Below are 12,219 nucleotides of genomic sequence, written 5' to 3' on the forward strand. Positions count from 1 at the left end.
GCGGCTCGCAGCGCGGGTACGGGTTCGAGCTGCGCACGGACCTGTGGGGGTCGATCCGGGCGGACAAGGGGCTGCTGATCACCACGTACCCGCAGGACTTCACCTCCAAGGTGGCGAGCAACAACCCGGATGGGTTCGATCAGCTGGGTGCGACCCTTGCCAACACCTCTTCACTCATGCAGGAGGCCGGGCAGGCCGTGTCGTCGGTGAACGCCACCATCGGCGCATTGGCGGATGCCAAGTCTTCGCAGATCGCCAGCATGGGGGCAGGCATTGCGGCCATGACCGGGGGCGCGGCGGGCGGCTTGGCCTCGCTGGCCAAGATGGCAAGTTCCCGCTCGGGTGGTGATGGAGGAGGGGGCGCGGAAACGGCCATGCCCACCAACACCGACCCTGCCATGCCGGACGCGCGTGGCCTGATGGATTTGTCCAAGGACATCACCAAGCCGATCGTGTCCATCGTGAGCCCGGAAGGGCAAAGCATGATCAGTCCCAAGCCCATCGTCGTCAGTTCGGGCCAGAGCACGTCGGTGCATGCACAGCAGCACGTGACCATCTCCAGTGGCGCGCAACTCACGCAGTTGGCCAAGGCCGGCATGCTCACGCATGTGACTTCGGGCGGGCAAAGCAACATGGTCTCGGGCGGGGACGTGGCCTCCGTGGCCCAAACCGGCAACATGAATCTGGTGGCAGAGCAGAACATATCGCTGTCCTCCACCAGCCTGAACGCCAACGTGCTGGCCAAGGAAAACGTGGTGGTGAATGCGCAGAGCGACACGGTGTTCGTGAACGCGGGCAAGAACATCACGCAGGTGGCGGGAGAGAGCGTGACCCTGGTTTGCGGCGCGGCGTCCATCACCTTGAAGGCCGATGGCACGATCGTGCTCAATGGCGTGAAAGGCGTCTTCAACTTCCAGGACGACCTTGACCAGTTCGGGAAAAAGATCAACCTCAATTGCTGAGGCCCTCCGCCCGAGGCCTCCAGAAGAAAAACCATGCTTTATCACTTCCAAGAAGGCCACATCACGGCACCGCCCCATGTGGCGGACCGCACCATGCACCTGCTGGCGCCCGAGCCCGGCTCCGGCGGCATGACCATCGCGATCTCGAAGGACCCGCTGGAGGCGGACGAAACGCCTCCGGAGTTCTTGAAGCGCCAGTTGAACGATCTTTCCCGGCAAGTGAGCAAATTCACCCGCAGCGAGATCGAGCCCGCATTTTTGGGGGCCGGCCAAAAGATCGGCGGCTCGAAGTTTTCGGTGAGCTACAAGCAGCAGGGCAAAACGGTTTACCACGTGCAATCGCTGTTCCTGCTGCCGGACACGCGCCAGGTGCTGAGCCTGACGTTCTCACTGCCGGTCCCTTTCACCGATGAGCACCACAAGATGGTGAGCGATGTCTTGGGGAGTTTCGTCTTGCGTGAGTGACGACGGGGCGACGACCCGAACGCACGTGCCTGAAGGCACGGCTTGAAAAAAGATGGAGACAAAACATGGGTGGACTGGCGGCGGCGAGGCTGGGCGACGACATCGGGCACGTGTCGGTGTGGTCGAGGCTGGCGCGGGTGGGATTGCGGCTGGCGTCGGGGATGGTGGAGACCTTGCTGGTGGCAGGTGCGGTGGCGCTGTTGGCTGGGGTATCGGTGGCCACCATGGGCTGCGGGGCGATCCTGGCGTGCGGCCTGCTGGCTGGCTTCATCGGAGGGGCGACCGGCTGGAGCAGCTACAAGGAAAAGAAGATCCAGGAGATGACCGAGGACATCGGTGAGCTGGAGATCACGGGCAAGCTGGGCGCGCAGGGGGCGGGCACCGTTCTCATCGAAAAACGCCTGGCCATGCGGGCCGTCGCCGATTTCACCGCCTGCACCAAGCACTCCTCACCCAACCCCAATTTCATCGCCGAGGGCACCGACAGCGTCTTCATCGAGACCTTTCCCGCTGCGCGCAAGGGCGACAAGCTCATGTGCGCCGCGCAGATCGCCACCGGCGCGGACACCGTCTTCTTCGGCGGCAACAAGACCGCCTACCTCAACGTCGCCGACGACAAGCTGTGGTGGGAGACCGCGCTGGAGATCGGTGTCGGCCTGGCCATGGGGCGCGGCAACTTCCTGGGGCGGGTGGGGTGCCTGGCCATGGGCGCCGTCGTCGGCATGGCCGGCGAGTGGCTCGGGCGCGGGTTCCGGTCCCTGATCGGCTATCCCGTGCACCCCGCGACGGGCGGCAAGGTCCTGGACGGCAGCCGCGACACCGACTTCGTGCTCCCCGGGCCTTTGCCCATCGAATGGCGGCGCTTTTACAGCAACCACGATCACCGTCAGGGCACCGTGCACGGCGAGGGCTGGAGCGTGCCGTACGACATCGAACTGCACGTGGTTCGCCCAGCGCCCGGCAGTGGACAGGCCGGGCGCCTCGTTTACGTCAATCCGCAGGGGCGGCACATCGAGTTGCCCTGGGTCGAACCAGGCAACGCCCTCTTCAACACTGGAGAGGGCTTCATCGTCGGGTGCACCGCCGGGGGTCACTTCGAAGTCAGCGGCCTCGACCACATCCACGAGCAATTCGGCCCGGCGCCCGAAGAGCCCGGCACCCATGTCCTCAAGCTCCTGCGCCTGCGCGACCGTTTCGGGCACTGGATCGCGCTGCGTTACGACAGGGCGCGGCGTCTGGTGGGCCTCACCGACCACCTGGGGCGGGTGCTGCGGCTGGACTATGCGGGGCAGGCCCGCCAGGTGCAGTCCATCCACCTGGTACAGGCCGCCCCCGGCGAGCAACTGGGCCTGCTCGCCAGCTACCGCTATGCGGCCGAGAGTTCGCATCAGGATCGCCAGGGCCCCGATCATTCGCCCGAAGACCCCGTGCCCGGCCAGCTCACCGAAGTGCTCGACCGCACGCGCAGCCGCACCCGGCGCTTTGCCTATACCGAACGCCTTATGGTCCTGCAGGTTGATGCCGGCGGCTTTGCGTGCCACTACGCCTGGGAGAGCGCCGCGCAGGCCAGCGGTCCCGAGCGCCAGGACGGCGCGCGTGGCCCCCAGGGCCAGCGCCTGCGCGACCGCCGCGTCGTGCGCCACTGGACCGAGGACGGCGAAACCTACGACATCGCCTACACCCTGACCGGCGAGGACGGCATTGCGAACGGGGGGGCGCAATCCAGCGGCGGCGAAACGACCGCCACCGACCAGCTGGGCCGCTGCCAGAGCTGGCGCTGGGACCGCCATCACAACCTCACCCGATACCAGAACCCCCTGGGCCACACTTGGCAGCTGCGCTGGAGCGAGCGGCGCGAACTGCTCGCCTGCACACGGCCCAGCGGCGCCACCATCACGTTTCAGTACGACGAGAACGCCCTGCAGACCGGCATCATCGACCCGCTGGGCCGGCTCACACGTACCCTGTGGGACAGCCGCTGGTTCGTGCCCTTGCGCGTGACCGGGCCCGACGGCGCCACCTGGCGCTGGGAATACGACGATCGGGGCCTGCCCACCACCGAAACCACGCCGGACGGCCGCACCACCGAGACTGCCTGGGACGCCAGCGGCCTGCCCGTGCAGATCACCGACGCGCGGGGCGGGCGCAGCACCCTCGTGTGGAACAAGCGCGCGCTGCTCATGCGCCACACCGACTGCTCCGGGCAAAGCACCCACTACGCCTACGACGGGCATGGGCAGTTGCAAAGTGTCACCGACGCGCTCGGGCAGGTCACCCGCAGCACCTTCGATGCGCGCGGGCGCCTCGTGTCCGTGGCCCTGCCCGACGGCAGCAGCCAGACCTTCGCGCACGACAGCGCCGGGCGCCTCGTGCAGCACACCGATGCACTCTCGCGCGCCACGCGCTATGGCTACAACGCGCGGGGCCAGCGCCTGTGGCGCGTGGACGCCGAAGGGCGGCAAAGTGGCGTGCGCTACGACGTGGCGCACCGCATGGCCGAGTTCACGACAGAAAACGGCGCCAGCTACCGCTTCGGCTACGACGCTGGCGACCGGCTCATCGAAGAAGTGCGCCTGGACGGCACGCGCATCGCGCTCGAATACGACCCCGACGGCCAGGTCACCGCCATCACCCACCACGCGGGCGGGGGCGATGACGTGTTCGGGGACATCGAAACCCAGGCCGCCGAAGGCACCCTGGCGCAAGGACTTAAGGTGCAGAGCGCCATGCCCGCGCGGCGCACCGAAATCGTGCGCGACGCGCTCGGGCGCCTCATGGAAAAGCGCTGCCAGGGCCAGATCCTGCGCTACCGGCACGATGCCGCGGGGCGGGTGGTGGAGGCCGCGCGCCTGCGGGTGGTAGAAGAAGGAGATGGCGAACCTGACCACCAGGATCCCGCCCGGGAAGAGCTGCTGCACACCGTGCGCTTCGAATACGACGCCGTGGGCCATCTGGTGGCCGAGCACGCCACGGACGCGGTCACCGGGCACACCCACCGCCTGCGCCACGCGCACGACGCGCTTGGGCACCGCACGCGCACTGAACTGCCTGCCGTCGCCCGGCCAGGCGGCCGGGTGCTGCAGCGCAGCCTGAACTACCTGCGCTACGGCTCTGGGCACCTGCACCGCATCGGCCTGGGCCTGCGGGAATCGCTGGCGGCCGAAGCGGTTGAAGGAGGCGAAGCGGCAAGAGAAGAAGGCGATGACCTGACTGCCGTGCCGGCGAGCGAGGCGCACCGGCTGATCGCCGACTTCGAGCGCGATGCGCTGCACCGCGAAGTGCACCGCAGCCAGGGCAGCCTGGGAACGCGCTATCTGCTCGATCCGCTGGGGCGGCGCGTTGGCAGCTGGACGCGCTCGGATGCGGGCCTGCAGGCGGCGGGCTGGGAGCGCGAGTGGCATCAGCAGCAGGTGGAGTTGGCCGAGCACGGCCCCAGCCATGCCACCGGCCTGCTCAAGCAATACCGCTACGACGCGGCGGGCGAGCTGCGCGACAGCGTGCACAGCCACAAGGGGCGCAGCAGCTTCCAGTACGACGGCACCGGGCGGGTGCTGCAGGCCTTGCGCCTGGGGCCGGGGGCCGGGCAGGGCGCGCCGAATGCATCGGGCGCCTCGGGCCCCGAGCGCACGCAGGAGCGTTTCGACTACGACCCCGCCGGCAACCTGATGGACTCGCAGGCAAGTCACGGGGTGGGAGCGGGACCGGCGGGCGCCGGTTCGCGCGGCTACCTGCGCGACAACCTCGTGCGCGTGTACGAAGACAAGCGCTACGCCTACGACGGCCTGGGCCGCCTGGTCCAGAAAAAGAGCGGGCGGCACACGCTGCAGCACTTCGAGTGGGATGCGGAGGACCAATTGGTGGCCGTGACCACGGTGCGCCGCCCGGGCACGGCCGAGGCAACGCGCCAGGTCACGCGCTACCGTTACGACGCGCTGGGGCGGCGGGTGGCGAGCGAGGACGCGTTCGGAGTGACGGAGTTCGTGTGGGAGGGAATGCGGCTGATCGAGGAACGCCGCGGGACGCGGGTGACCAGCTATGTGTACGAGCCGGGCGGCTATGTGCCGCTGGCGCGCATCGATGCGCAAGGGGGCTGGGCGGTCGAAGCTGTGCAGGCGACGGTGCCAGCCACGGGGCGGGCCAGGGAACAGGCCGCGCCACGCGAAGAGGCGCCGGACGGCGCGCAGATCTACTACTTCCATGCCGACCCCTCGGGCCTGCCGGAGGAACTGACCGACCCCGAGGGCCAGGTGCGCTGGCGCGCCAGCTACCGCACCTGGGGCGGGGCGCTCAGGGAGCAGTGGGAGGCGGTGCGCATCGACGGCAGCGCCATCCCCGAGGCGCAGGCGCACGGCCGGGGCGAGGCGATCGAGCAGAACCTGCGGCTGCAGGGGCAGTACCTGGACCGTGACACAGGGCTGCACTACAACACGTTCCGCTTCTACGACCCGGACATCGGGCGCTTCATCAGCGCCGACCCCATCGGGCTGGCGGGTGGCAGCCATCTGCATCTCTATGCGGACAATCCATTGCGGTGGACCGACCCTTGGGGCCTGGAAAAGTACGTCATCATCGGAGAGGGGCAGGGCGCGGTGGAGGCCTATGCCAAGGCGATGAGAGAGAACCCCCGTCTGTCGGGACACGAGTTCAGAACGATCAAGAAGGACTGGCCTGGAGTCATCCGTTCCAGTGGCGCCTCCACCGAAACCATGAGTTCCTACGAATGGGAGCGCAAGGCCGTGCAAGGCAATATCGACTGGATCAATGATCGCCATGCAGAAGGTTATAAATTCATCGATATCGGGGCCGATGGCGCAGAAAATCGAAGCTCTTTTTACCTTGCGGAGAAACAGGCCTTGACGGACCTTGGCGTCAAACCGGCGCGAGGAAACGCAGCGGCCATTGCTGCCGCGCGAGCCGCGGCGCCTGTGAGCGGCCGGCCAAAATCCAAATTGGGATGCTGAATGGATTCTTCCTTTTCCAACGAGTACATCGCCACGTGGATCCATGTGCCCATACCGCGCCATGGCGAAGAACGAGCGCGAAATTTCTACGAGAAAGACCTCGGGTTCAAAAGAAGCTACAGCGAGTTTTGGGTGGCAGAAGATGGCTTGGTGCGTTTGCAACTCAAGTTTGTGGAGCACGTTGAACAAATCAACGCGCTCCAGCCGTCATCGCTGTGCAGCATCTTTGTGAATGGCGACTTTCTCTCGCTGTGCGAGCGCTGGGTGCGCCAAGGCGTGTCCATCGAATTGCTGCAACTCGATCCAGGAGGCTTTACCGCGGTCGTTTTGGACCCCTTCCTCAATCGCCTTGAGTTTCGTGGCGATGAAGAGTCCAGTGATTTCTCGATCGACACGAGTCAGTGGCCTTTTTTTCGCCGCGCTTAGCTGATCTTCAGCCCATTCCTTCGGGTTTGATCTGGGCGCGCGCAATGACGGGTTTCCAGCGCGCCTGTTCTGATTTGATGAATGCGTCGAACTCCGCACTGGTGTTTCCAACCGCCAAAGCCGTTTCCTGAGACAGCTTTTCCTTGACCAGAGAGCTTCGCGCTGCCTTGACGGCCTCGGTTTCCAGTTTGGCCAGATTGGCTTTGGGCCATTTGCTGGGGGCCATCAACCCGTACCACTGGGTCATTTCGAAACCTTTGAACCCCTGTTCAGCCACCGTGGGCACATCCGGCAATTGGGGAAGCCGCTGTGCGGTTCCCGTGGCAATGCAGCGCAATTTCCCGGCCTTGATGAAAGGCAGCAGGGCCGGTGCGCCCACGGCTGCGGCCTGCAGACGGCCGGCCATCAGGTCGGTGAGCATGGGGCCCGTTCCCCGATAAGGCACGTGCAACATGAACGTGTCGGTCACCATCTTCAAATACTCGAATGCCAAATGGCCAGCGCTGCCATTTCCCGCAGAACCGTAATTGAGCTGGCCCGGACGGGCTTTTGCATAGGCAATGAATTCCGAAAGACTCTTGATCGGCAGATCCGGATGCACCACGTACAAGCTTGGCACTTTGGACACCAGCGTGATGGGCGCAAAGTCACGGTTGGCGTCGTATGGCAGCTTCGGAAAGATGTAGGGGTTGACGGCCAGCGTACCGATATGGCCCAGGATCAATGTGTGCTCGTCGGTGCTGTTGGCGACTTCCTGCATGGCGATGTTTCCTGCCGCGCCCGGCTTGTTGTCCACGAACACGTTCTGACCGATGGTCTTGGACATTTCTGCAGCGACCGCGCGGGCCACGATTTCGGAGCTGCCGCCGGGCGCAAATGGGACCACCAGTCGCAGTGGTTTCGTGGGCCAGGTGGATTGGGCACTCCCGATGCGCCATGGCAGAACCGAAACGGCGGCTGCAGAGCCTGAGAGAACGAGGCGACGGCGGCTGAGTACCGCCGGATGTGAAATGCGCATGGCTTGTCTCCATATCGTTGTAGTCAAGCAAACTGCGGGTAGTGCAGATGCAGGGGCTTGCTCAGCTTAATGCAAGGCGGGCGTGGCATGGTGAGAATCAAAGCAGATCACGCAAGCATCCGTGCATTAGTGATTTTACATAATATACATCGTGTCTAGTCGCATGGGTTTTGAAAAAGGCCGTTGCCGGCCTTCGAAACTTTTGCTTACACGGTGTGTGCTCGATCCCCAGAACTCCGTTGACGCACGCTGCGGACTCTAGGTAAGTTTGCGGATAGTGTCAACTTCAGACCCGTGGCAATCTACCCACGGTGCGCGCGCAGGCTCAGGAGCGCGCTACAAAAGTTCAAGCAGCGTGCGAGTCGCCCACCGCCCAGCAATCGGCCGTCCGCTAGACCTGGCTACGCTCAAGCACGATGCACTTCAGCTGGCCTTTGCCGGACTTTTGCCGATGCGCGTCGATCCTGGCGTTGATACCCTCGATCGCAGTCAGCTCTTCATCGCTCAGGCCGACCGCCTCCATATCGGATGCCTCCCAAACGAAATACGCGGCTTCGTTCTCGTTGCCCGCGTAGCCAAAGTCACGCGCAATCTCGATGGCTCGTTTGGTGGCGGGCGCAGGAACATGCTGCAGCGCCTCATCGACGTCAGCGCTCAAGTGGCGCACATAGAGCTCCCATACGGTTCCACTGCGGCCCCGGGCCCGAGCGGCCAGATCCGCGCATTGGTGCGCCCATTCAATCTCGTCAAACGCTTTCTGGATAACACTGTTCGAAGTTTTCATTCGACATCATCTCGCTTCGTGAACAACCGCCAATGGGTCATGCCGGGCCTTCCTGATACCCAATTTTTCAGTCGACGTCATCGCATCCAATCGGGCAGCAGTTCGGCGGAAAACCGTGGTGGCAATAGCCGTTGTCGACCGAAGAACCCACGGAGGAGGCTGCAGCCTCTTCAGGGGTGACATAGCCGTGTGTCCGGGCTAGCTTGATAGCCTCCTCGCGATGCGCTTCCGGCAGGGCGCGCAGTGCCTGCTCGAACGACGCGCAGAGCCGCAGCTCGAAAATCTCGTATACCAATCCGCAGCCGCGGTGTGCACCGTCCACGATCTTTTCGCACTTCGCCTGCCATGCCACGCTGTCAAAATCCTGCTCCATCAATGCCTCGACTTTCTTGTTAAACAACTTTTAGAACCGGATTGCTCGGCGGTACCGGCTGCACCCACCGTGACGGCTCGACCAGAACAACACAAGACAGGTGCCCGGCCACGCTGCCGCGGCTGTGGATCGCGAATCGCACGATGTTCGTGCGGTTGGGCCCGGGCATGTGCCAGCCGCACTTGATGACCTCGCGCTGCACACGTGTCCCGAGTTCCTGCGCATCGGTTTCGTCTCCCACCTCACGTGCGTACATCTTGAAGATCAGCGGCGACACGAGCGCCATGCCCTGCTCCACGAAATGCACCGCTGCCCCCGGCTCGTTGTACGTGAGGTCTCGGCTTACCAGCCTCTCCTGGATCCATCGAAGGAACGCGATGGCGAGCTCGCTGGGCTCGTGGGCCGGCTTGTCGTTCCCGCTTGCGAGACGCGGGAGCTGCTGCACCAACAGCACGGGCTCTGGCGCTGCCGGCGGAGCCGCTGAGGCCTGCTGCGCAGTGCGCGGCATGATCTCCGGGAGGTCATCCAGTTCTTCCGCCATGCGGCGAAACTCGGCGCTCACGCCGCCCTCGCGCCGTGGCAGTGGCGCCTTTCTCTGCATCGATGCAGGAGAAGCGACCGCCGGCTTGGCCGCCCTCGGTGCGGGGCGCGGAGTTGGGTGCCGACTGGAAGGCGGCTGAACGCTTGGGCCAGTCTCGTGTACCTGGGCCGGCACCGCGCCAGCAGCGCGAGTAGCGGGTGGCGCCACGGGCCGAGTGGCCTTCTGCCGCTTGAGCGCTGCCGCAGACTCCATCGGATCGAGGAAGTCCGAATCGTCGATCAGATACGCCGCCTCTTCCGACGCGATCGGCACGGGCTTCGCAGGCTCCAGAATTGGCGCATCCTCACGTGGGGTGCCGGTTGCTGCAGTTTGAGGCGGATTGGGCGCGCTGGTGCAGTTGGGGATGCCCATCGCGGATGTGCGCTTTGGCTCAGTGCTGGTTGCCACAGGCTCCGATCCAGATGCTGGCGCAGCTTCACGAGGCTTGCCAGAACCTGTAGCAGGCTTGGGCGTTTTGGGCTTGTTGAACGCAGGCTCTCGCAGCACTGCAGCAAGTTTCGCGGGCTTGCTGTCTGGCTTTGCGGCAGCGGCGTCGGAAGCTTGCTTCAGCGGCGCAGTTGCTGGGCCTGCCTCAGCTGCAGGACGCACCATCGGGAGCGCAGACGGCTCGTTCTCCGCCGGCGCGCCCGTCACTCTGGCAGACGTTGCCGTCTCGGCAGCATCACCCTTGCGGCGCTCGCGCAGCTGCAGGTGGCCACGCATCAGCGCCGGGTACTTGCTCGCATCGGGAAAGAGCTTCGCAAGCGGGAATCGCAGCATCGCCAGCTCGTGCACGTAGGCGCCCTGCTCCGAGGCCTCGCCGCCCTCTTCCGCGTTGCCATTCACGGTCACATACCAAATCGCCTGGCCGGTAGCGGGGTTGAGCTCGATGGCGCCGTATTCCTGCCAGGTGTCGAACAGCCGATCGTTCTTTGCATCGCCCGGCACCGCCTCGTCCGGTTCGTGTGTCTTGATCCACTCGCGCACGGTGTCGGCCAGGCGCTTGGCCACGAACCAAACGGCACCATCGTAGACCCAGCCGGCGGCGCCACTTCGGTTGAGCGGCAGCGTGGATCCTGATCGCAGCATCGACGTGATGGCTTGCATGAGCAAGTCGATCAGCGGAACCGCCTTCGCCGTGGAGAACCGCGCCTTGTGTCCACTGAGCAATGCGCGCTGCGTAGAGAGCTTGTCGGCCCGCCGAACGATCTGCGCGACCAGGCTCTCCTTGTCCTGCGCGCTCAGGTACTTTTCCAGTGCGTCCAACGCCGTGGGCGTGTACGCGAGGAACTGCAGCGCAGACTCGGGCGCGATGCGGGGCAGCAGCAGCTGCGCCAACCTCGCGTGCGCGCCGTACTCGCGCTGGCTCTTCGGAGCGAAGTCGACCAGGTATTCGGCCGCAGGGCGGCGGCCCGCGATCTGCACCAGGCTCCCGCCAGTCGGTGCCCATCGGATCGAATCGGCCATGCCGTCGCACCGCCACTGGATGCGCAGATCCGTCATCGGCTTGGCGATGTCGTGCAGCAGCGCCGCAAAGAAGACCACGTAGGTCCACTGATCACGCTGTGCGTCGATCTCCTCGATCTCGCTGCCACCCGGCAGCAGATGGGCATTGCGCCAGGTCATGGCGGCCAACAGCATCTCAATGGTGTGCGACAGCAGCCCGCCGGCGTGGGCATGGTGATGTGCCTCGGAGGCGGGCATCAATTGGACGAACTCGGCATAGCGGTGGATTGCGGGCAGAAGGTCTCGCTCCCACGTTTCGCGGGATTGACAGGACTTGCGCCAGATCTCCTGGATGGCCTTGGAGGCCTGCACTGTGGCCAGCAGCTGCTCGGCGCCCAGCACGCGTAGCCAGCCTGGCTGGGTGCCAGCGAGTGGCGGGAACGGCGATTCACCGTCGTCCGCCTGGCCGTGCTCAGCGGCGGCCACGCCAGGCGCAGCGCCCGACAAGGGTTTCGGCTGCACGCGGTCAGCAGACGCCCTGCCCCACGGCAGGATGCTCAAGAGCCGTGCCGCAACGGATTTCACAACGTACCTTCACCCTGGGCCAGCAGTTGCAATGAAGATTGCCGCGCGCGTTCAGGATTGCCATCTTCCGGCATCCAGGTCGCCATGTCCTCCCCCGCCCGGCCTTCGGCCAGGAATTCAAGGAACGGCTGAGCCAATGGATCCCACACGACCCGCGGCCGGAGATCCGGCCCGCTCCAGTCGCTGCAGGTGTGGACGAAGGGTTGCTCCAGGATCGCGGCCACGATATTGCGCCACGACGAGTCGCGTGACGATGCCGCTTGCCTAGCAGCAAGCGGCGTCTCTGCAGCCTGCTGGAGGACGATCTGGCGAACGCACAGGGTGGGATCGAGTTCCTCCTCCAGGTGCTTCTCCAAGCCCTCGAAGCGTCCGAGCCAGTGCAGCAGTGCCGCAACCTTGTCGGCAAGGCCCAGCTGGGCCAGCCCATCAACAATGGCGTACACAGCGCAGCCGCGATCCATAACATCGCGTCCCAGATACGGCGGTTCGTCGGAAGGCCGTACGGGCAAGTGTTGAGAGAAAAGAGAGGGGTGGCGTCCAGGCTCGTCCATCAGGTCACGATAGGCTTTTCGTGAACATGTGTCCTCTCACAACCTGCTTTATGAGCCACAAGGTTCTT

9 protein-coding genes are annotated in these 12,219 nt (G+C 65.0%); 4 read left to right on the forward strand and 5 right to left on the reverse strand.

Annotated elements, in window-relative coordinates:
* The 4 genes from AVME950_RS00005 to AVME950_RS00020 all read left to right on the forward strand — a co-directional run.
* The coding region (locus tag AVME950_RS00005; protein WP_284428238.1) for a DUF2345 domain-containing protein at positions 1-962 on the forward strand (962 nt) is incomplete at its 5' end.
* 33 nt (positions 963-995) lie between these two features.
* On the forward strand, positions 996-1,427 hold the full coding sequence (locus AVME950_RS00010; RefSeq protein ID WP_284428239.1) for a DcrB-related protein: 432 nt from the start codon (positions 996-998) through the stop codon (positions 1,425-1,427).
* Between the two features lie 65 nt (positions 1,428-1,492).
* Positions 1,493-6,388 carry an RHS repeat-associated core domain-containing protein gene (locus AVME950_RS00015; RefSeq protein ID WP_284428240.1) on the forward strand — a complete coding sequence of 1,632 codons (4,896 nt, stop codon included), beginning with the start codon at positions 1,493-1,495 and terminating at the stop codon, positions 6,386-6,388.
* Positions 6,389-6,814 (forward strand): hypothetical protein, encoded by a 426-nt coding sequence (locus tag AVME950_RS00020; RefSeq protein WP_284428241.1) that lies wholly within the window; start codon positions 6,389-6,391, stop codon positions 6,812-6,814.
* A 7-nt stretch (positions 6,815-6,821) separates the two neighbouring features.
* Here AVME950_RS00020 and AVME950_RS00025 read toward each other — a convergent pair whose 3' ends face one another.
* From AVME950_RS00025 to AVME950_RS00045, 5 genes are all read right to left on the reverse strand, one after another.
* A complete protein-coding gene (locus tag AVME950_RS00025; RefSeq protein WP_284428242.1) occupies positions 6,822-7,832 on the reverse strand; it encodes a Bug family tripartite tricarboxylate transporter substrate binding protein in 1,011 nt (336 codons plus the stop codon).
* Positions 7,833-8,223: 391 nt separating this feature from the next.
* On the reverse strand, positions 8,224-8,616 hold the full coding sequence (locus AVME950_RS00030) for a hypothetical protein (RefSeq protein WP_284428243.1): 393 nt from the start codon (positions 8,614-8,616) through the stop codon (positions 8,224-8,226).
* A 67-nt stretch (positions 8,617-8,683) separates the two neighbouring features.
* Positions 8,684-9,016: a hypothetical protein gene (locus tag AVME950_RS00035; protein WP_284428244.1), complete on the reverse strand. Its 333-nt coding sequence runs from the start codon at positions 9,014-9,016 to the stop codon at positions 8,684-8,686.
* The gene (gene mobH, locus AVME950_RS00040; protein WP_284428245.1) at positions 9,009-11,576 is read right to left on the reverse strand and encodes a MobH family relaxase; all 2,568 of its coding nucleotides are present in this window, start codon (positions 11,574-11,576) and stop codon (positions 9,009-9,011) included. Before mobH ends, AVME950_RS00035 begins: the two co-directional genes overlap by 8 nt.
* 20 nt (positions 11,577-11,596) lie before the next feature.
* The gene (locus AVME950_RS00045) at positions 11,597-12,151 is read right to left on the reverse strand and encodes a hypothetical protein (RefSeq protein ID WP_284428246.1); all 555 of its coding nucleotides are present in this window, start codon (positions 12,149-12,151) and stop codon (positions 11,597-11,599) included.
* Positions 12,152-12,219: the final 68 nt, after the last annotated feature.

It is taken from the genome of Acidovorax sp. SUPP950, assembly GCF_030158935.1.
Taxonomy (GTDB): domain Bacteria; phylum Pseudomonadota; class Gammaproteobacteria; order Burkholderiales; family Burkholderiaceae_C; genus Paracidovorax.

Bases quoted from the DNA above. Each gene is read 5' to 3' on its own strand.
- AVME950_RS00045 (WP_284428246.1), bottom strand. From the start codon at position 12,151: ATGGACGAGCCTGGACGCCACCCCTCTCTTTTCTCTCAACACTTGCCC.
- AVME950_RS00010 (WP_284428239.1), top strand. From the start codon at position 996: ATGCTTTATCACTTCCAAGAAGGCCACATCACGGCACCGCCCCATGTG.
- AVME950_RS00020 (WP_284428241.1), top strand. From the start codon at position 6,389: ATGGATTCTTCCTTTTCCAACGAGTACATCGCCACGTGGATCCATGTG.
- AVME950_RS00015 (WP_284428240.1), top strand. From the start codon at position 1,493: ATGGGTGGACTGGCGGCGGCGAGGCTGGGCGACGACATCGGGCACGTG.
- AVME950_RS00025 (WP_284428242.1), bottom strand. From the start codon at position 7,832: ATGCGCATTTCACATCCGGCGGTACTCAGCCGCCGTCGCCTCGTTCTC.
- AVME950_RS00030 (WP_284428243.1), bottom strand. From the start codon at position 8,616: ATGAAAACTTCGAACAGTGTTATCCAGAAAGCGTTTGACGAGATTGAA.